Raw genomic sequence first — 20,505 nt, 5'->3', positions numbered from 1 at the left:
CCGCCGCGACAGCCTGAGCGGCGAAACTGGGGAATTTTACTTCGGCACTTTTGGGGAAAATTCGAGCGGCATTGACAGCAATTGGCCTTCGCGGAAGCGATCCTTCCCGAACAGGCGGAGGACCGGGCCGAAATTGCCAACGCCCTCAGAAATCTTGCCCTCAGTGTCCAACCAACGGGCAAGCCTGACCGCCCATCGCTCAATAACCCGTCTCGCAAGGCCGCCAGCCAAGTTTGGGTGATGGACTGCGTGGCAGCCATCGCAAAGAGTGACCAGGTTCGAGAGCTCGTCCGTTCCACCCATCGATCTGGGCAACAGGTGATGGACATCCGCTTCGGCCGATTTCACCGGGGTCGAGCACGCGACGCAACGGTAGTTGTCACGCTCAAGAACAAGAAGGCGTATTTCGTGCCACGAACCAGCGGCAATAGGTTGATCCATTTCTGCTCGTGTCCCAGTCCCCAAAACAACGGGAGTAGCAGAACAGGTTTATGAAAGGTTGACCATTGCGGCATCGAACGGAGGATCAAATTTGCAACAGGGAGCGTATCGACGCCGGCGAATTCAGCGAGGCCAAGCTTTCGCTGCTCATGGAGCCAAGCCTTGCGAAATTCCAGCCCAAACATTGTAATTCCGATGCATCAAAGTAGTGTACGGATGGATGGATGGCTTCACTTCATCATTGCGGCTCGCGGGGATACGAAAGAGCGGCAGGGTAGAAAATCAGCGACAAGCATGGGCGGCATGTCGAACCGACGATGATCGCCCACCAATTGCGGGCTTCAGCACTCAAGATGGAACGACGCTTCAAACTGGGTGCTCAAATGGCCACAGCAGCGGCCTGTGTCCTAATGCCTCAGGCAGCCTACTCAGCCGACATCCTCGCCAAGGCCATAGAGGCCGTCCAGCCGTGCAAATCTCTTCATGTAAAGCAATTTGGCGTATCTGTAGGGATAGACCGATTCAAGGAAGCCCACATAGAAACGCTTCAACTTAGCATTGCCAAGGACACCGCCAATTTATCGACCACTGCCAGTTTGGCTTGCCAAACTTCTGACAACGCGCTTCTAAGAGGGGATGTCTCCGCGACCGTACACCTGGATGCGACGTTGGATTTGCGGGGCTGCAAGATTATTTCTTTGGACGCAAAGATCATCGAGACAGGCGGAAAATTCAAAGATCTGTTGGACCCCTTCAAGGACGGGATCGTCACCGCGCTCAAGGCGGCGATCTCGAAAGAGATCAGGAAGTTGTGCGAATAGAGTTCGGCTTTAGAGATGCAGGATGGACGACCAACAAGCCCCCTCTGGTTTCAAAATGCCGTATTGGAAAGACCCGGTCGTGAGGTGGGTTCTCACATACCTCAGAAGCTGACGGCGATTTACCTCATTGTGTTGGGTCCAATCGCCATGGTCTTCGTAAGCATTTATCTGTTCATGCAGGCATCGTGGCTAACCCGTCTGCCGCTCGCGTCGCAAACGCTTGGATGGACCAACGGTCAAAGGCCAATAGTTGCAGTCTTGTTTGTTTTCCTCGCACTCTTGGCGGCAATCTTCTCGATCCAGTATTTTACGATCTTGGCTCCGCGCGACCTATGCGCATCCCGTCCTCACTTCGACTTCCTTTGGAAGTCAGTGGATGGCTTTGCCATTACCCATTGCATGAGCGGAACTGACGAGATCAACGCTCACGGCCTGTATTATTTTTGTCCCTCGATCATTCAGTCATGGGGACATGTCGCATGGCCGCTCATCACCGCCTTCTTCCTTGCTAAGACGTGGCGCGTCTGGCGCGCGAATACCAAATTCGCCGCATAGCTCGCGCATTCTCACGGCCTCTCAGTTTACCGTGTCAACGATGTAGAACGCGCCCGGACAGGTGCTGGATTCTTCGCATCTTTGGTGATCGCCGCTCATGTTCAGCGACACGCCGGAGCAAGACCCCCTTATACGAGTCACCCTGACAGCTATGGAGGAATGATGCGCGCCCAAGACCACCTAGGCCATCGGCGACGTTCACGGGCGTGCTGACCTCCTCGAGCCACTTCTTGCCGCCATCGCCGCGGACGCACATGCATCCGGTCCCGAACCTCGGGTGCTGTTCCTCGGCGATATCGTCGACCGTGGCCCTTGCAGCCGGGAAGCGATGGATCTCGTCTGCGACACCCCCGCCCGGTGGCCGCTGTCACGGCTGATCCAGGGCAACCACGACGCCTATTTCCTGGACATCATGACCGCCGACCAGGTTGACGAGAAGAGGTTCGGCAGATGGCTGATGCGGATCGGCGGCTATCAGACGATGGAATCCTACGGCCTCCTGTCCGTCGGTAACATCCGGGATGCCGCGACGATCTTTCGCGCCAACCATCCGCATCCCCTGCAGGCGCTGAAGGATGCCTCACCGATCGTCGTCGACGATCGCTTCGCTTATGTTCATGCAGGAATCGATCCTACGCGTTCCATCGGGGACCAGGCCCCGAAGGACTTGATGATGATCCGGGACAGATTCCTCGATCATGAGGGGCAGCTGTCGCACATCATCGCGCACGGGCACACTCCGACGTCGGACAGCATGCCAGACTCGAGGCCCTGTCGGATCGCCATAGACACGGGTGCCTATGCCTCTGGCAGGCTGACCTGTCTGGCGATATCCGCCGATGAACGCAACCTTTCACTTCCTGATTGCTACGACTTCGGGCGGAAGCATCGAGGTTACACGAGAGACGCAGACGAATGACCGATTTTATCCGGCTGAAGGCGAAATATCCGGACCTCATTCTGACGACGATGACATTCCAGTGCGGTGCCGGCTGGGAACTGGTTCTGGATCAATATTTCAGCGAGGTAGTCCGGGCCTTGCCTGCGGACACTCGACTGCGGGTTTACCAAAAATACGGAAGCTTGAGGATTGACGCAACGGCAGCAGGCACCGTTACTCCCGAGATCCGCCTCGCGTTGGACAGGGCGGAGATTCTCGCGAATTCGCGGTCCTATCGATTTTGCGAGGCGTGCGGCAAGCCGGGAAGTCTTCGCGATAAGCAATGGCTTTACGTCGGATGTGAAGACCATGCTGACGGAGCGGCCGCCCTGCCGCCAGATGAGGGTGGCATCAGGCAGGACGGCGTTGCCTACGAGTACGACGAGGACGCCGACGATCTGGTCGTTGTCCAGGAGGAGCGCGAAGGCGGCTAGAGCCATCCGGACTGCAGTCGCCACCTCGCCGTCCGGCAGACTACGTCAGAAGCCCAGCGCCTTCCGGAAAGTAAGCTCTTCCACGAAATGTATGCTTCCGCCCTTCTCGCGAAGCTTCAGGGCTTCGATGATCTTGGTTCCTTGATGGCTACGGAGCCAATCGCGCGAAGCGATCGCGGCTATGACCAGATAGTCGGTGCTGCGGGAGACGCTTCTGGAGACCAGCCCACCCCGCTCCACAATCCACCCCTCGATAACCTTTCTAGGACCCAGACTGAAGGCGCCAGTCACTACGAATCCCGAGTTCTCGAACACCAGCATGCTCGAATCTCTCAAGACGCCGTCTATGGATGGCGTGTTCCCGTACGTTGGTAAGCCGGTGTCTGCGCAGCTATCGCCGACCAAACGAACTATCCATTCGCCGATGTCTTCTTGTTCCTCTATCGATAGGTGCCCGTCCGATATCGCCCTGGACGCCACACGCTTCAAAGCCGCAATCCTGGCATCATCGAGGAGCTGAGCGTCCCTGTCGATGCGGTCGATCAGCTTTTCGACCTCTTTGATCTTCAGGCGATTGTCGCAGGCGATCCCGGCACAGAAGCCAAAGAACCTGTTGCAGCAGTCATTTGGGCTGCTCTCAGAGAACGGTCTCAAGCGATAGTCGACGATTCCGGAGATGATGTCGAAAATCTCCCCAAGGTAATCACCATACGCGGTGTCCAGGTCCTGGATAAGGTCGGCGGCGTCGGCGTCGCCAAAAGCTGGAGGAACTGCTCGGCCTCGGCCCGGATCGACGCGACCTCCAGGCTCTCAATGGATTCGCTGGCCAGAACACCTTCAAGAAAACCGAGCCAGTATGTCTCGGCCTTTCGACGGTTGCTCTTCGCGTGGATTCGCCCAAGCGCAGATCTGCCGTACTTCAATTCATCTGACCCCACCGTCATCCCCTCCCTGAGCAGCAGTTTATGAAGCATATTTGCGACCAGTCTTCGGCGCAATGACATCAGTTCACAAGAACTGAATTGTTGCGGATAGACTTCGAGAAAAAGGCAACAGCATTCAGCCCGACCCAGATCTCGCGCGAGCCAAGTCGTATCCATTGTCATCGACGACACGCAAAGGAACACGACCATTGCGCAAGACACCTGCGGCGGGCTGAGGCGTACCCAAGAACCGGAACAGCCAGGTCGCGGCTCGATCGCAGACAAATCGATAATGGTCTTCGCTTCGTCGAATGTCTGCGGATACTCCCTCGAGTCGGGCTACAGTTTGACCCTCTTTGTTCCAGCGCAAAGACCCGAACCTTTATCTGGGCAATTCATGGCTCAACGGTTTGCAGTATTTCGGCCTCAACGGTGGGTTGCGCCGAATGAGTCCGCTCTGAGTTTCAAGGCCGTTGTGTTGAACATGCATGGAGATTCGTCATGACCACCCAAATCCCAAGCCCAGAACTATGGGAGCGCACCGTCGGCGACATAGCCGCTACCCTGCCTGGCGCCACTGCCGTATTGCGCAAGTTCAAGATCGACTTCTGCTGCAACGGCGATCTCACCCTCGACGCCGCCGCGCACCGGCGCGGAGTCGATCCCGACGAGCTTGAACGCGCGTTGGAGGCGCTTTGTACTGGCGCCGGGGAAACAGCCGCACCGGCTTCGATGGATAGCAACGAACTGATCGACCACATCGAAGCCTGCTACCACGAGGCGCACCGCCGCATTCTGCCCGAGCTCATCGCGCTGTCGCGTAAGGTTGAGGCGGTGCATCGCGAGCATCCGAAGGTGCCGGCCGGCCTTTCAGATGCGTTACGGCAGATGCAGAGCGAACTGGAGCAGCACATGGCCAAGGAAGAGGCCATTCTGTTTCCGGCAATGCGGCAGTGGGCCAATGGCAAGTTCGATATCCCGATTTCGGAACTGCGGCACGAGCACGACGACCAGGGCACCTTGCTTCGGCTCATCGAAAGCCTCACCTACGACTTCGCCACGCCCGACGGAGCCTGCCGCTCCTGGCAGGCGCTATACGTCGGAACGGCCCAACTTGCCGAGGACCTGATGGAGCATATCCACCTAGAGAACAACATCCTGTTTCCGCGGTTCGCGGCAACGGAAAGCCGCGCCTAGCCGCCCAACGTTAATGACGAATTCAGCTAAGTAGATCGCTTGGCGAATCGTCGACTAATGGGCTTAGCACTGGGCGAGGTAATCGCTGTGCTGCCACACTGTTGTCGTCAACACCAACTCGCATAAATGCGAAGTGGCATTGGTCTAGTGCGGTACCTGGTGCCGGCGCCACCCGTGCCGATGTTATGGCGGCGGCGCATGTCGGCCCTCGACAGCGGCGATCCAACCGGCGCGATCTGCTCCACGCCGATCGCGCAGGCCTTTAGCCAATTGTCTTTCCGGATCCTGTCGGCCATCGACATCGAGGTGGCGGATCGTCCCGACCGCACAGACTCGTGCGCGAGATCTGCCACATCCGGCGCCACAGCCTGTTCGTGCCGCGAAACCGACGCCCACGAGCCGCAATCGCCCATTGCCATTGGCCCGGGCCGCCTCTCGTTCGATCACCTGATCTGCGTGCTTGGTCGCACCTGGACGGGCATCACCATTTCTTTCCCACGAGATCCTCCAACGCGGAATTGTCGAGCATGGCGTCGGCCAGAACCTGCTTCAGCCGCGTGTTCTCGCCCTCAGCTCCCTGTCGCCCAGCCTCGGAGACATTCATCCCGCTGAAGCGGCCTTCAAGTTATGGATCGAAGCATCGCTGACGCCGTGCTTCCGCACCAGATCGGCGACCGCCCCCCTCATGCTTGTTCAAAATTCAATTGATCTGCTCTTCAGAGAATGGCTGCACTTCATGTCCTGGTCCTCTCGATGGGCCAGAACGAAATTCAAACCGGACTAGATTTGAGGCGCAAGGTCAGCCGCAACGGGGCGCCAATCGGTGCCGAACTCGGTCACATCGATTTCCCGTGCGAACCCTGCCGAAAATTCCCTGAACGGCGACAGATTGATGAGGGGCACGCCAATCAAAACAGGAACAGAAAGCTCAAGCGCTTTTGCAATCAAAGTTCTGAAACCACCGCCTTCAGCCTCGGCTTTTCCGAATTTGCAGAGTACGAGAAGGTCGGTTCGATCCGATAGTCCGGCCTGCGCCGTCTCACACGCGCGCAGCAACCGATCCGTGTTTAAGACGCAGCCGCTGGCGTGGGCGCCGCGATCATCCGATATCAAATGAAGTTCTCCCATCGCGAGATCCTGCAAGAGCATGTCGCATTTCCGGCGATCGGGATTTGAGCGGCTGTGTTGAACCAAACCGGCCAGTCTCATTCCCTGGTCGGCCATAGCAGCTGTGACTTCGCGCAGGACCGTCTCGAATCGCGGACCATCAGAATAGACGATGGCAGTCATGGGATGGCTTGTATTGCTCTGCATATCGGAATTCCTTAGGCGGGGGTTTCGATTGTCGGCCTCGTCTTGGGCTGGCCCCCGAGAGAAGCTGGAGCATTTCGCGTTGACCGCATCGCTCATCCGCTCGGGCAAGTTCGGCTGAAGGGCAATACTTCCAGACAATTGCCGGCCTGCATGGGCGTCGCAGCGCCTGGAACAACGGCCACTGCGTCGGCGGCCAGAAGTGGCATCATTCTGTGCGAGCCTGCCGGCCCACTACGGTGTGCGATCAACCTGCCCTGCTCAATATTCAAGCGGACCGGCAGCAGTTCAGTTCGATCCAGCTTGCGGGGATATGTGAACGCCATCTCGGCCGTAGTGCGGTTCGCCGGAGACCGACCGAGAAGTGCATCCATCATCGGGCGCACGAAAGCGAGCGCGCCAAATGCTGCGGCTTGCGGGTTGCCTGGGAGCCCTATGAAATAGGCGCCTGCAAGCGTGCCGATCGCCAGCGGCTTGCCGGGCTTCATCGCCACCCTGACGATGTCGAGGCCGCCTCCGGCAAGTATGACGGCATCTCGCACATGGTCTTCTTCCCCCACTGACATCCCCGCAGTCGCGACGATGAGGTCGGCCGATCCCGCTATGCTTTCGAGCGCGTGCGTAGTGGCATCGAGATCGTCACGGACGGTCAGGGAGGTAACATGTGCGTTCGGCCCCGTCAGCAGCGCGCTGAGCATGGGGCCATTGCTATTGTAGATTGCGCCAGGCGGAAGCGCCTCGCCTACGTCCCGGAGCTCTGATCCGGTCGCAAGCACCACGATCCGCAAGGGACGGGCAACCGAAACGGTCGCAATGCCAAGCGCGCTTAGAAGCGCAACCTCGGGCCAGCCGATCAAACAGCCAGGCTGGAGGACAGTTGTTCCCCGTTTTACGTCCTCGCCAGACCGTCGAATGTGCGTGCCGGTTTCTATGTCGAGGCCAAACTGCACGCAATCGCCTCTCCGGGTTGCATGCTCCTGCATAACGACGGTATCCGCGCCGGCCGGCAATGCGGCGCCGGTCATAATGCGATGGGCTGTCCCGCGCGCCAGTACACCCGGCTTGTCACCAGCGCACGTGCGCCCGGCAATGGGCAGGACCATAGAGAGGCCCTTCTCGCCTGAGCGGAAGGCATATCCGTCCATCGCCGCCTGATCGAATGAGGGAAGTGCACTCCGAGCGCGAACCTTCGCGGCCGAGATGCGTCCCAAGGCACGCGCCAACGGCACGTCCTCCTGCCTGGTAAGCGGTTGGGTAAGCGCGACGGCAACATTTCGTGCGGTTTCAAACGACATTGTCTGCACGCTTGGGTGGAAGCAGCTCTTGCCTAGCGCACCCATCGTCAGATCCCCTTGGTCCCCGGCAGGGACTTTTCGAGAATTGCACGCATCGCCGCGAGGCCAGGATCCTTCGCTCGATTCATGAGCCCTATCAATTGGGTCCAATGATCCTCAGATGCCGTATCCACGAAATTGCGAACGGCCGCGCCGACGATCTCGGACGGCAAGCGACCGGACGCGTCAGCCGCCGCAGCCAGGCGGGCCAGCAAGACGGGCTCATCGAACGCTGCGAAGAGAGCCATTGCGACTTTTGGATCGTCGAGCGAGGCGATGAGGTTTCCGAGCATCGCATTATCCTCACTGTACCAATGGCGTTGATGAGCCGTCGATCTCGATACCGCTGATATTCGCCTGCCCGACAAGAAGAGACACGTATTGCGCGCTCGCCTGCCGACTGACATGCTCGGCCAGGTACGAGGCGATGCGCTCCCGCACGACCTCGTATGGGAGCTGGCGGCCCTCGATCCGCCGCGTCAGACGGATGAGATGGACGCCATAGGGAGTCTCTACCGGAGGTGAAATGTCCCCGGGGACGAGATTGACGAGAGCGGCTTCAAACTCCGGCGTGGTGTCGCCCGGCCCGATCTGGCCAAGACTACCGCCGATGGTCCCAGACGGGCAATCCGAGCAGTCCCGCGCCACAGCTGCAAAACGCTCCGGCGCGGTTTCCAGCGCCAATCTCAGCGACAGCGCCTTTTCTCGCGCCGCGGCGAAGGCTTCGACTTCATCGCGGCGCGCGCCGATGAGAATGTGGTCGACCTCACAAAGCGATGGCGTCATGAAGCGGCGGAGATTGTTCTGATAGAAACGGCGCAGCATCTTCTCATCCGCCTCCGGAACCCGGACCTCGCGCTCGATCAACCCGCGTACCAGCGCATCCTCGACGGTCTCCCTGCGCCCATCCTGGTCGACCCTCTGCTCCGAAACGATATCGAGTCGCCTCGCCTGTTGCAGGAGCAACTCACGAATGACGAGCGCACCGGTTGCGGCACGCCAGCCCTCACCGGGATTGCGGGCAGGAAAGTTCTGGACCTCGGCGGCGATCGCCTTCCGCGATATCGCCACGCCGTTGACAGTGACCGGGGGCATCGCGACGCGCTCGCGGGACGGCGCCGTGTCGGGGGCTGCAGGTCGGTGTTCGTGCGGGTGTTCGGACGATGGAACGCGGCCGGTCGCGTGATTGATGACGAGCGCTGCCATGATCTACTCCGCAGGTTGGTGCGCGGGTACGGTAATAGGCCGCACCGGTTCGGACGATCGGACTGTTGGCACCGGCGCAGGTGATCGGCGTTCCGCGAAACGCGTCCGCACGACCTGATACCCAGGACGGCCGAGATACCAGATCGGCGCACTCCACACATGGACCAGCCGAGTGAACGGGAACAGCAGGAAGATCGTCATGCCGAGCAGCAGATGCGCCTTAAAGATCGGATTGACGTCTGCGACATAGGCTGCGGCGGCTGGCTGCAGGGTTAGAATTCCCTGGGCCCAGTTCATGAATTTCACCATCTCGTGGCCGTCCATGTGACCGAGCGAGACGAAGATGGTTGAAAGGCCAAGCGTCAGTTGCAGCCAGAGCAGCAACAGAATTGCGATGTCGCCGGGAGCAGACGTATTGCGGATGCGCGCATCAAACAGCCTACGGTGAGCAAGAAGCGCTACACCGATGAAGCAGGCTATACCTGCGATACCTCCAACGGTGATAGCGAGTCCCTGCTTGAAGCTGTGCGAGACGCCAAGAGCGTCAAATACCCAAATAGGCGTCAGCAGGCCGACGAAATGCCCGCCAAAAATTGCCAGGATGCCAACATGGAAAAGATTGGAGCCCCAGCGAAGCTGGCGCCGCCGCAGCAGTTGGGAGGAACCCGTCTTCCACGTGTACTGCTCGCGGTCGAACCGTGTCAGGCTGCCGAGCAGGAAGACTGTCAGGCAGAAATAGGGATACCAGCCAAAAAGCGCGTCGTTGATTATGTTAGACATCGCTTCCCCCTATTTCAGGCCCGAAATTGTGCCGTGCGTCGCGGCGCGCGGCACGCATCTGAATTCGCAAGCGATCAACGGAACAGCCGTCGGTCGCATTTCCTGGGCCGAACGTGACGGCGGTTTCTTCCCAAGCCGCATCAATGGCCGCCAAGTCCTCCGGCTCGTCGTCGTCGAGCGCAGTCGCGGCCACGGCGGGCTCGCTGAGGATAGAGCGTAGGGCCGCGAATACGGCGGCATACCCCCCGTTTCGCTTGGCGAGCCGCTCTTCCAGCAGCGCGAAAATGTGGGCGGTCTCTTTGAGGAGGCCCCGCGCCTCGTCGAGCGGACGATCCGAAAGAAACTCCAGGAAAAGAGGTATGAAGTCGGGCAGTTCGTTCGCCGTGACGAGTAGCCCTGCACGCTGATAATGTTCGACCAGATCGACCATCGCCTGACCACGATCCCGACTCTCACCATGGATGTGCTCGAAAAGGTGCAATGAGTGACGGCGCGTCTTGTCGAACAGCTCGACGTACCGCTCCTGGAGGTCGTATAGATTCAGAATGCACAGATCGCCAAGTAAGGGATGAAGCTGCTCGATTGCGTTGTTCGATACCAACCTCTCAGCCGCGAGGGCGGCGGTGATTTCCGGGATCGCTTCTGAAAGCTCCTCAGTCGGATAGGCAAGGAGCGCCGAGAGCGCCTTGAACGTTTTGTGCGACAGCATCACCGTCATCACACGATCTCCATCGGGTTTGTTGGCCGCTTGGTCTGCTTGGTGCCAAACAGGTTGGTCTCCGTGGAACCTCCCGAGCAGCCGTTTCCAAAGGAGAAGCCACAAGAGCCGCGCATGTCCTGAGCGTCCTCGCTCCATTCCCGGTGTGCCGTCGGGATGACGAAACGATCCTCGTAATTCGCGATCGCCATCACCTTGTACATTTCATCGATGGCCGTTCCCGTCAGGCCGACACGCGCCGCAATCGACTCGTCAAGGCGACCATCGATCGTCTTTGCCCGCATGTAGCTGCGCATCGCGAGCATGCGTTCAAGCGCGAGAGCCACAGGCTCTTCCTTGCCCGCGGTCAGCAAATTGGCGAGGTATTGGAGCGGGATGCGCAGGCTGCGCACGTCGGGCATGTCGCCGTCGACGCCCATCTTACCTGCGGCCGCCGCTGATTGGATGGGCGAAAGCGGTGGTACGTACCACACCATCGGCAGGGTGCGGTATTCGGGGTGGAGGGGGAAGGCGATCTTCCACTCCATCGCCATTTTCCACACTGGCGACAATCTGGCCGCCTCCAGCCAGTTGTCGGGTATCCCATCAGCGCGGGCCTGAGCGATGACGGCCGGGTCGTTCGGATTGAGGAAAACGTCCAGTTGCGCCTGATAGAGGTCCTTCTCATCGGGAGTGCTGGCAGCCGCCTCGATACGGTCGGCGTCGTAGAGGATCACGCCGAGATAACGAATGCGCCCGACGCAGGTTTCAGAACAAACCGTCGGCTGCCCCGCCTCGATGCGGGGGTAGCAGAAGATGCACTTTTCCGATTTGCCCGACGACCAGTTGTAGTAGATCTTCTTGTAGGGGCAGCCGGAGACGCACATGCGCCATCCCCGGCATTTGTCCTGGTCGATCAGGACGATGCCATCCTCCTCGCGTTTGTAGATGGCGCCCGAGGGGCATACCGCCGCGCAGGTCGGATTGAGGCAGTGCTCGCACAACCGCGGCAGGTACATCATGAAGGTGTTTTCGAACTGGCCGTAGATGTCCTTCTGGACGCCCTCGAAGTTCACGTCCTTCGAACGCTTCTCGAACTCGCCGCCGAGGATCTCTTCCCAGTTCGGGCCCCATTTGATCTTTTCCATGCGCTCGCCGGTGATCGCCGACCGTGGGCGGGCCGTGGGGAAAGCCTTCGATTCTTTCGCCGTATGCAGATGCTGGTAGTCAAAGGTGAACGGCTCGTAGTAGTCGTCGATCTCCGGCAGATCGGGGTTTGCAAAGATGTTAGCAAGGATACGCCATTTGGCGCCCATCTTCGGCTCGATGCGGCCGTTTTTCTTGCGGCGCCATCCACCATTCCATTTCTTCTGATTTTCCCACTCCTTAGGGTAGCCCACCCCAGGCTTGGTCTCGACATTGTTGAACCAGGCGTACTCGACGCCTTCCCGGTTGGTCCAGACGTTCTTGCAGGTGACGGAGCAGGTGTGACAGCCGATGCACTTGTCGAGGTTCAGCACCATGGCGATCTGAGCGCGGATTTTCATTCTGCAGCCTCCTTCGGCGCTTCGGACTCGAGCGGCCCTTCCAGCCAATCGACATTGGCCATCTTGCGGACGACGATGAATTCATCGCGGTTGGAACCCACGGTGCCGTAATAGTTGAAGCCGTAGGACTGCTGCGCGTAGCCCCCGATCATGTGGGTAGGTTTCAGCACCGTTCTGGTGACCGAGTTGTGGATGCCGCCGCGATGGCCGGTCATCTCCGACCCGGGCGTATTCACGATCTTTTCCTGGGCGTGATACATCATCATCATGCCCGGCTTGATCCGCTGTGAAACGACGGCACGCGCGGTGAGCGCGCCATTGACATTGAAGACTTCGACCCAGTCATTGTCGGCCAGGCCCGCCGTCTTGGCATCAGTCTCGGAGATCCACACCACCGGGCCGCCACGGTTGAGCGTCAGCATCAAGAGATTGTCTGAGTAGGTGGAGTGGATGCCCCACTTCTGGTGCGGCGTGATGAAGTTGAGGACGATCTCCTTGTGCCCGTTGGGGCGGACGTCCTTGATGCCTGGGATCGTCTTAAGATCGACTGGCGGCTTCCAGGTGACGAGCCCTTCGCCGAAGGCCCGCATCCAGAGGTGATCCTGGTAGAGTTGCTGGCGACCGGTCAACGTCCGCCACGGGATCAGTTCATGGACGTTGGTATAGCCGGCATTGTAGCAGACCTTCTCGCTTTCGATACCGGACCATGTCGGCGAAGAAATGATCTTGCGCGGCTGCGCCTGGATATCGCGAAAGCGGATCTTCTCGTCTTCCTTCGGCAAGGCAAGGTGGGCGTGCTCCCGGCCGGTGATTCCTGACAAGGCTTCCCAAGCCTTGATCGCCACTTCACCGTTAGTCTCCGGTGCAAGCATGAGAATGACCTCCGCTGCATCGATGTCGGTCTCGATCTTCGGCAAGCCTTTGCCCGCACCTTTGATATGCACCCCATTCAGCGCTCCGAGCGCCTCGACTTCGTGGGTGGTGTTCCAGGCGATGCCTTTGCCCCCATTGCCCACCTTGGTCATGAGCGGCCCCAGCGCTGTGAACTGGGCGTACAGGTTGGGGTAGTCGCGGGTAACAACTGCCACTGACGGCATTGTCAGGCCCGGGATCGGTTCGACTTCGCCAAGCTTCCAGTCCTTCACGTCGAGGGCCTGGGCCATCTCGGCCGGGCTGTCATGCTGGATCGGGGTGAGAACCACGTCCTGCTCGACGCCCAGCACTTCCGGGGACACTTCCGAGAAGGCCTTGGCGAGGCTTTTGTAAATCTCCCAATCGGAGCGTGACTCCCAGGCCGGATCCACCGCCGCCGACAGCGGATGGATGAAGGGGTGCATGTCCGAGGTGTTGAGGTCGTTCTTCTCGTACCAGGTGGCAGTCGGCAAGACGATGTCGGAGTAGACACAGGTGGTCGACATGCGGAAGTCGAGCGTGATCAGGAGGTCGAGCTTTCCCTGCGGCGCCGTCTCGTGCCAGACGACTTCGGTGTTGCGGACTGCCCCTTCCGGCCCGAGGTCCTTACCCATCACACCGTGGGTGGTGCCGAGCAGATGCTTGAGGAAATATTCATGTCCCTTCCCAGATGAACCGAGAAGATTCGAGCGCCAGACGAACATGTTGCGCGGCCAGTTGTCGGGATCGTCGGGATCATGGCAGGAGAGTTCGAGTTCACCGGATTTCAGCGCCTTGACGACATAGTCTTTCGGCTCAAGGCCGGCGGCTTTGGCCTTCGCGGCGATTGAAAGTGGATTCTGCTTCAGCTGGGGCGCCGACGGCAGCCAGCCCATACGCTCGGCGCGAACATTGTAGTCGATGAAACTCTTGTTCCAGTCCCCCTCGGGCGCGGTCGGCGACAATATTTCCGCGGCCGTCAGGGTCTCGTAGCGCCACTGGTCGGTCTGCGCGTAGAAGAAGGACGTCGAGTTCATGTGCCGGGGTGGCCGGCTCCAATCAAGCGCGAAAGCGAGCGGCGTCCAGCCGGTCTGCGGTCGCAGCTTCTCCTGCCCGACGTAGTGCGACCAACCACCGCCTGACTGGCCTATGGCTCCGCAGAAGACCAGGAGATTGATGATCCCTCGGTAGGTCATGTCCATGTGGTACCAATGATTGACGCCCGCGCCGAGGATCACCATCGAGCGGCCGTTGGTCTTTTCCGCATTGGTGGCGAACTCGCGCGCCACAGTGATGATCGCATCCCGGTTCACGCCAGTGATACGCTCCGCCCAAGCGGGCGTGAACGGCACATCCTCGTCATAGCTTTTGGCCGCGTGATCGCCACCGAAGCCCCGGTCGAGGCCGTAATTGGCCATCATCAGGTCGTGCACGGTGGCGACTGCCACCTGGGAGCCGTCGCTCAGCTTGATCCGCCGGACCGGAAGGTTGCGAGTGAGAATTTCACCGTGATCGGTCGACACGAAATGCTCGGTGGCGCGTCCGCCAAAATACGGAAAATCGACAGGTACGATCTTGGATTTCTTGCCAGCAAGCGTCAGTCTCAGCCGAATACTCCGACCTTCGCCGTCCTTCTCCTCGAGGTTCCATTTGGCGCCCTCGCCCCAGCGGTAGCCGATCGATCCGCGCGGCGAGACGAGTTTATCCGTAGTCTCGTCGATCGCGACCGTCTTCCATTCCGCATTGTTGCTCTCATCCAAGCCACCGGCGAGCTCCGAGGCTCGCAGGAGCCGTTCAGGAACGAACCGACCATCGCGTTCTGTGAGGCGAACCAGGAACGGCAGGTCGGTGTATTTGCGAGCGTAGTCGTCGAAATACGGGACAGTACGATCGACGTAATATTCGCGAAGAATGACATGGCCCATCGCCAGTGCCAGTGCAGCGTCGGTCCCCTGCTTCGGGTTGAGCCAGATATCGGCAAACTTGGTCGCTTCAGCGTAGTCCGGGCTGACGACTGCGCTTTTGGTCCCCTTGTAACGAACCTCGGTATAAAAATGCGCGTCGGGCGTACGCGTCTGCGGCACGTTGGAGCCCCAAACTATGATGAAGCCGGCGTTGTACCAGTCCGCACTTTCGGGTACGTCGGTCTGCTCGCCCCATGTCTGGGGGCTCGCCGGCGGCAGATCGCAATACCAGTCATAGAACGACATGCACACGCCGCCCATCAGCGACAGGTAACGCGAGCCCGCCGCATAGGAAACCATCGACATGGCCGGGATCGGCGAGAAACCGATGACACGATCCGGGCCATGGGCCTTCACCGTGTAGGCATTGGCCGCCGCGATGAGTTCGTTCACCTCGTCCCAGGTGGCGCGCACGAATCCGCCGTGGCCGCGGATCGAGACGTAGGATTGGCGCTTGTCCGCATCCTTGACGATCGAAGCCCATGCTGCGACAGGAGGCATGATGGCACGCGCCGCGCGCCATAGCTTGAGCAGCCGCCCACGGATCATCGGGTATTTCACCCGCGCGCCGGAATAGAGGTACCAGCTATACGAGGCACCGCGCGCACAGCCGCGCGGCTCGTGGTTTGGCAGATCGGGCCGCGTGCGTGGATAGTCGGTCTGCTGTGTCTCCCACGTGACGATGCCGCCTTTGACGTAAATCTTCCACGAGCAGGAGCCGGTGCAGTTCACGCCATGGGTGGAGCGCACGATCTTGTCGTGCTGCCAGCGCTTGCGGTAGCCGTCCTCCCAAGAGCGATCCTCATTGGTGACGATGCCGTGGCCGTCGGAGAAACTGTCGACGGTCTTGCGAAAAAAGGTTAGCCGGTCGAGAAAATGCGACATTGCTCTTGCCTCTGATTATTCGGCTACGGCCGGATGGACGGACGCGCCACGCTTGACACGCTCGATGTCGTGAAGAAGGCCGCCCTTGCGAGTGTAGACGGCCCAGGTGATGACGAGGCAGCTGACGTAGAATATCAAGAACCCCCAGAGCGCGGCGCTCGGCCCGCCCGTCAAGGCGATCGAACTGCCGTAGCTCTTCGGGATAAAGAAGGCGCCGAAGGCTGCGATCGCTGACGTAAAGCCGGTGATGGCGGCGGACTCCTTCTCCGCCTGCCGACGGCGCGTCTCTGCATCTGCCGTGGGCATTAAGCGGCTCATCTCCTTGGCCATGATCACCGGGATCATCTGGAAGGTGGAGGCATTGCCGACACCGGTGGCGAAGAACAGCAGCAGGAACGCGGCGAAGAAGCCAAGGAATGCACCAGGTTGATCCTTGATGCCGATGAACCACAAAACCCCTGCTGCACCCGCGATCATTAGGACGAAGACCCAGAAGGTGACGCGCGCGCCGCCATATTTGTCCGCCAGCCACCCGGTGCCCGAGCGCGACAGGGCGCCGACAAGCGGGCCGAGAAAGGCGAACTGAAGTGCGTTGACGTCTGGGAACAACATTTTCGTGAGCAGCGGGAATCCGGCCGAATAGCCGATGAAAGACCCAAAAGTTCCAGTGTAGAGCCAGCACATGATCCAATTGTGCCGGCGCTGGAAGATCACGGCCTGCTCCGTGAAGGATGCTTTGGCCGAAGCGATGTCGTTCATGCCGAACCAGGCCGCAAAAGCCGAGATCGCAATAAACGGCACGAATACGAAGCCGGCATTCTGCAGCCACAGGGGCGCCTCGCCCGTCGGTCCCTTGACCATGGCCGGATCGCCACCGAACCAGCCGAATATCCCGGCGGTGATTGCGAGCGGCACGACGAACTGGACGACGCTGACGCCGAGATTGCCAAGGCCAGCGTTAAGCGCAAGCGCATTGCCCTTTTCCGCCTTCGGGAAGAAGAAGGAGATATTGGCCATAGACGAGGCGAAGTTGCCGCCGCCAAGGCCGCAAAGCAACGCCAGCATCAGCAGCACGACATAGGGCGTGTCAGGATTCTGCACTGCATAACCTATCCCGACCGCCGGGATGAGGAGCGACCAGGTCGTTAGGGTCGTCCAGAGCCTGCCGCCAAAGATCGGCACCATGAAGGAATAGAAGATGCGCAGCGTCGCGCCCGAGATTCCGGGCAGAGCTGCAAGCCAGAAAAGCTGGTCGGTGGTGAAGGTGAAGCCGACGAGCGGCAGCTTGGCGACGACGACGGACCATACCTGCCAGATGGCAAAAGAAAGGAGAAGCGCCGGGATCGAAAGCCATAGGTTGCGCCGTGCGATGCGGTGGCCGCTTTCAGCCCAGAATACCTTGTCCTCCGGACGCCAGTCGGTGAGAGCACCGCCCGATCGGGCTCCTATCACGGGCTTCGGCATGCCCTGCATTTCGGGGAACGGCGGGAGCTTGGCGAGGGCTTCGCCGGCGACCCCGCGTTCCATCTGGCGGATGGCGACGTGCATCCACAGGAGCGCACCAGTGACCAAGACAAAGAGCGCCATGAAGCAGCTCGTCCACAGGCCGGTGAGGTCAAGCAGCAAACCGAACAGGATCGGCAGCAGGAAGCCGCCCAGGCCGCCGATCATCCCGACAAGGCCGCCGACCGAGCCCACATGTTCGGGATAATAGACCGGGATGTGCTTGTAGACGGCTGCCTTGCCGAGGGCCATGAAGAAGCCGAGCACAAATATCGTGATGACGAAGCCGACGAGACTCATCTCCAGATGGAAGGAGGTCGCGCCGTTGATGCCGTGGACCACGTAGTCGGTCGGTGGGTATGCCAGGATAAAGGTCGCTATGGCTGAAACCAGGAACGTCCAGTAGAGCACGCGTCGCGCGCCAAAGCTGTCAGACAGGTGTCCGCCATAGGCGCGAAAGAGGCTCGCCGGCACCGAGAAGAAGGCCGCAATCATTCCAGCTGTCTTGATGTCGAGGCCGTAGACGTTGATGAGATATTGAGGCAGCCAGAGCGCGAGCGCGACAAAGGCGCCGAAGACGAAAAAATAGTAGAGCGCAAAGCGCCAGATCTGCACATTCTTCAACGGCTCAAGTTCGAGCCAGGCGCTTTTCGGCTTGATGCCAGACCGCCGCCGCTCGACGATAACCGGGTCATCCTCGGTCGTTAGCCAGAAGATGACGGCCATGATGACGAGGGCCGCTGCCCAGACCTGCGCCACGACCTGCCAGCCAAAGGCAACGAGGACGAAGGGAGCGAGGAACTTGGTGACAGCCGCTCCGACATTGCCCGCGCCAAAGATGCCAAGCGCTATACCTTGCCGCTCAGGTGGGAACCAGCGCGACACATAGGCAACACCAGACGCAAAGGAGCCGCCAGCTATGCCGACGCCGAGGGCAGCCACCAGCATTTGCGAATAAGTGTGAGCGTAGGACAGCAGAAATGTCGCGACGGCTGCGGCGAGCATATTCGTCGTGAAGACGATCCGGCCGCCATAACGGTCCGTCCAAATACCCAGCACCACCCTTATTAGGGAGCCTGTAAGAATCGGCGTTCCTATGAGCAAGCCGAATTGTGTTTCGCTGAGGCCGAGTTCCTGGCGGATACGGATGCCGATAATGGAGAAGATGGTCCAGACCGCGAAGCAGACCGTGAACGCTGCCGTGCTCGCACCTAGGATTTGACTGGACTTCGGATACACAGTCGTTTGCATCGTCGACGCTCCGCTTCGAGAGTTGGTCCCTAGGAGCGGAATCGTGTCCGCCTGAAGCCAAAATGGCCAAGGCGGCGTTCTGCAACATTGATCTAAATCAAAGACTGCTGTGACTTTTGTCACGAACGATGCAGCGGTCGTTGAGAGCGCCTCGGTCTAGGAGACAATCTGTTGCATCGAATAACGGATAAGGGCGTGGCACCGGAGGCGCTGCCGCTGTTTCGAGCGCTATCCGCGTCCAGGCGAACCGACCTACTGCGAAATGCCATGGTCCACGGTGTGGCCACCGGCACTGTCTTGTTCGAGCAAGGTGACGTGCCGAACTTCCAACTTATCGTGCTATCGGGATCAGCGCACTTGTTTGGACGATCCACCGAAGGCCGGGAAGTGTTGATCGAGGCCGTTCAGGCCCCTGACCTCATCATACCTGCTGCTGTAGTGACGGGTGCACCCTACCTCATGCAGGCACGCGTGCCTGAGCCTTCGCGTTTTCTGCTGGTTCATGCGGCGGCGTTTCGCGCAGCCGTGGAGGCGGACCCTTTGTTGGCACATGCGGTAATCGAAAGCCTTGCCCAACAATTTCGACGCATGGTCCGGCAGGTCAAGAACCTCAAGCTGAGATCCTCGACCCAGCGTGTCGGATGCTATCTCCTGGCCCTGTCGAAGCAGCAAGGCACGCCGGACAGAGCCGTTCTGCCGTTTGAGAAGACGCTCATCGCCTCGGAACTCGGCATAACCCGGGAATCTTTATCGCGTGCGCTGTCGCGTCTCGGGAGATCGTGCATTAGGGTCGACGGGCAGACGATAGCAATTCTTGACGCTCCCCGCATCGCCGCAGAATGCAAAGTCGACCCGCTTATCGACGGGGCAGATACCGCTGACTTCTTGGTCTGATTGACCGAAGTCATGGCAATCGTTGTTTTTGGTTGATCGAAGTCAACGCTTGTCCGTCATTCCTACAGTCTCCTCAATCCGTCGATGTAGGGAGAACGAATGTGCCAACGGACAGTTCAACAATCACCGTCCTAGTGTTGGAAGTCTTCGCCTTCTGCGCTGTGCTAGCCTATGCGTCTTTCAAATCGCGTCATAAGTCGCGCAAACAGCGCCGTGCGCTGATCAAAACGAGGTTGGACGAGAAGCGTCGCCAGAATTCAATCAAGCCGAAAGCCTGAAGCGCCAAATATGAGATGGCGGCCTGTTATCAAGGGAATCTTGAGGATTGGGCCTTGCTCATCCCGGTCCTGCATCGGCGGTCCCGTAATGTACGAATGCATCTTCAGGGTGGTCTGCCAAATGGTCGGAAAGTCCGTACCCTTGCTGCGAATCAAATTGCACTCCCTGACAAGTCTGGACACAACATCGGCCAATGGGAGCGACCTCTTCGATAAACCGCTTGATTTCCAAGAAAGCTTTGATCTCGGTCACCCACATTGACCTCGATCAAATCGGCCGAAATTTCCCGCTAGCGGGCTAACTTCGCTTTCAAATGATCCCAGCATTGGCTATCGTGCCGCGCGCAGCCTTGGTCCCTGGCAGCGGGGCGACACCATCATCTTGCCCAGACACCCATACCCTCGCCGGGGCCGGAGTCTTTCTCTGCCTCTCCGTACTCACGGTCAGTCAACTTCGTTCGGACGGCATCGAACCTCCATCTATCAGCCCGCTGCATGCCGCGACGCTAGTGCTTGCGCACTATCTGGTCCGGGGTGCTGTCCTGGCAAGTGACGGGCATCTATAGCCGGGAGCCTGACCGACGGGCGCTCGCGGTATCATTCGTCGGGCTGGCCATGATGCTAGCCGACGCCGGCTGGCTTCTATTCTTCCG

General features: G+C 59.6%; 18 protein-coding genes and 1 pseudogene. 6 read left to right on the top strand and 13 right to left on the bottom strand.

Features of this window, described 5'->3' with window-relative positions; genetic code table 11:
- Window positions 1-36 precede the first annotated feature (36 nt).
- On the bottom strand, window positions 37-441 hold the full coding sequence (locus tag FJ546_RS29060; protein WP_246687009.1) for an HNH endonuclease: 405 nt from the start codon (window positions 439-441) through the stop codon (window positions 37-39).
- 317 nt (window positions 442-758) lie between these two features.
- On the opposite strand from FJ546_RS29060, the gene FJ546_RS29055 reads away from it, so the two are divergent.
- The 4 genes from FJ546_RS29055 (at window position 759) to FJ546_RS29040 (ending at window position 3,191) form a co-directional block, all read left to right on the top strand.
- Window positions 759-1,262 carry a hypothetical protein gene (locus tag FJ546_RS29055; protein ID WP_140892575.1) on the top strand — a complete coding sequence of 168 codons (504 nt, stop codon included), beginning with the start codon at window positions 759-761 and terminating at the stop codon, window positions 1,260-1,262.
- 15 nt (window positions 1,263-1,277) lie between these two features.
- The gene (locus FJ546_RS29050; RefSeq protein ID WP_140892573.1) at window positions 1,278-1,817 is read left to right on the top strand and encodes a hypothetical protein; all 540 of its coding nucleotides are present in this window, start codon (window positions 1,278-1,280) and stop codon (window positions 1,815-1,817) included.
- A gap of 187 nt (window positions 1,818-2,004) precedes the next feature.
- A complete protein-coding gene (locus FJ546_RS29045) occupies window positions 2,005-2,736 on the top strand; it encodes a metallophosphoesterase (RefSeq protein ID WP_140892572.1) in 732 nt (243 codons plus the stop codon).
- Window positions 2,733-3,191 (top strand): hypothetical protein, encoded by a 459-nt coding sequence (locus FJ546_RS29040; RefSeq protein WP_140892570.1) that lies wholly within the window; start codon window positions 2,733-2,735, stop codon window positions 3,189-3,191. The genes FJ546_RS29045 and FJ546_RS29040 overlap by 4 nt, the downstream gene beginning before the upstream one ends.
- Window positions 3,192-3,236: 45 nt before the next feature.
- Here FJ546_RS29040 and FJ546_RS29035 read toward each other — a convergent pair whose 3' ends face one another.
- Both FJ546_RS29035 and FJ546_RS29030 read right to left on the bottom strand, forming a co-directional pair.
- Window positions 3,237-3,845, bottom strand: coding sequence for a BRCT domain-containing protein (locus tag FJ546_RS29035; RefSeq protein ID WP_140892569.1), 609 nt, complete (start codon window positions 3,843-3,845; stop codon window positions 3,237-3,239).
- Window positions 3,842-4,324, bottom strand: coding sequence for a hypothetical protein (locus tag FJ546_RS29030; protein WP_140892567.1), 483 nt, complete (start codon window positions 4,322-4,324; stop codon window positions 3,842-3,844). Before FJ546_RS29030 ends, FJ546_RS29035 begins: the two co-directional genes overlap by 4 nt.
- 291 nt (window positions 4,325-4,615) lie before the next feature.
- Between FJ546_RS29030 and ric the strand changes: the two genes are divergently transcribed.
- The gene (gene ric, locus FJ546_RS29025) at window positions 4,616-5,311 is read left to right on the top strand and encodes an iron-sulfur cluster repair di-iron protein (protein ID WP_140892565.1); all 696 of its coding nucleotides are present in this window, start codon (window positions 4,616-4,618) and stop codon (window positions 5,309-5,311) included.
- Window positions 5,312-5,798: 487 nt separating this feature from the next.
- On the opposite strand, the pseudogene FJ546_RS29020 reads toward ric, so the two are convergent.
- The 10 genes and pseudogenes from FJ546_RS29020 to FJ546_RS28975 form a co-directional block, all read right to left on the bottom strand.
- Window positions 5,799-6,011 (bottom strand): annotated as a pseudogene (locus FJ546_RS29020) (IS3 family transposase); the annotation flags it as partial.
- A gap of 80 nt (window positions 6,012-6,091) precedes the next feature.
- Window positions 6,092-6,625 carry a DUF2478 domain-containing protein gene (locus FJ546_RS29015; protein ID WP_181168133.1) on the bottom strand — a complete coding sequence of 178 codons (534 nt, stop codon included), beginning with the start codon at window positions 6,623-6,625 and terminating at the stop codon, window positions 6,092-6,094.
- A gap of 92 nt (window positions 6,626-6,717) precedes the next feature.
- Window positions 6,718-7,962, bottom strand: coding sequence for a gephyrin-like molybdotransferase Glp (gene glp / locus FJ546_RS29010; protein WP_140892562.1), 1,245 nt, complete (start codon window positions 7,960-7,962; stop codon window positions 6,718-6,720).
- A 2-nt stretch (window positions 7,963-7,964) separates the two neighbouring features.
- Window positions 7,965-8,249 carry a hypothetical protein gene (locus FJ546_RS29005; protein WP_140892560.1) on the bottom strand — a complete coding sequence of 95 codons (285 nt, stop codon included), beginning with the start codon at window positions 8,247-8,249 and terminating at the stop codon, window positions 7,965-7,967.
- Between the two features lie 10 nt (window positions 8,250-8,259).
- Window positions 8,260-9,162: a peptidylprolyl isomerase gene (locus FJ546_RS29000; RefSeq protein ID WP_140892558.1), complete on the bottom strand. Its 903-nt coding sequence runs from the start codon at window positions 9,160-9,162 to the stop codon at window positions 8,260-8,262.
- A gap of 3 nt (window positions 9,163-9,165) precedes the next feature.
- Window positions 9,166-9,942 (bottom strand): respiratory nitrate reductase subunit gamma, encoded by a 777-nt coding sequence (gene narI / locus FJ546_RS28995; protein ID WP_140892556.1) that lies wholly within the window; start codon window positions 9,940-9,942, stop codon window positions 9,166-9,168.
- Window positions 9,935-10,660 carry a nitrate reductase molybdenum cofactor assembly chaperone gene (gene narJ, locus FJ546_RS28990; protein ID WP_140892554.1) on the bottom strand — a complete coding sequence of 242 codons (726 nt, stop codon included), beginning with the start codon at window positions 10,658-10,660 and terminating at the stop codon, window positions 9,935-9,937. Before narJ ends, narI begins: the two co-directional genes overlap by 8 nt.
- Entirely contained in the window at window positions 10,660-12,186 is a 1,527-nt protein-coding gene (gene narH, locus FJ546_RS28985) for a nitrate reductase subunit beta (RefSeq protein WP_140892552.1), read from the bottom strand. The genes narJ and narH overlap by 1 nt, the downstream gene beginning before the upstream one ends.
- Window positions 12,183-15,926 (bottom strand): nitrate reductase subunit alpha, encoded by a 3,744-nt coding sequence (locus FJ546_RS28980; protein WP_140892550.1) that lies wholly within the window; start codon window positions 15,924-15,926, stop codon window positions 12,183-12,185. The genes narH and FJ546_RS28980 overlap by 4 nt, the downstream gene beginning before the upstream one ends.
- 15 nt (window positions 15,927-15,941) lie before the next feature.
- Window positions 15,942-18,680, bottom strand: a complete 2,739-nt coding sequence (locus FJ546_RS28975) for an MFS transporter (RefSeq protein WP_140892548.1) — start codon at window positions 18,678-18,680, stop codon at window positions 15,942-15,944.
- 171 nt (window positions 18,681-18,851) lie between these two features.
- Between FJ546_RS28975 and FJ546_RS28970 the strand changes: the two genes are divergently transcribed.
- Window positions 18,852-19,574, top strand: a complete 723-nt coding sequence (locus FJ546_RS28970; RefSeq protein WP_224570075.1) for a helix-turn-helix domain-containing protein — start codon at window positions 18,852-18,854, stop codon at window positions 19,572-19,574.
- Window positions 19,575-20,505 lie beyond the last annotated feature (931 nt).

Origin of the sequence: Mesorhizobium sp. B2-4-19, from assembly GCF_006441315.1 — a bacterium.
Lineage (GTDB): Bacteria > Pseudomonadota > Alphaproteobacteria > Rhizobiales > Rhizobiaceae > Mesorhizobium.
The sequence above is the reverse complement of the archived record's forward strand: the minus strand, read 5'-3'. Positions and strand labels throughout refer to the sequence as shown.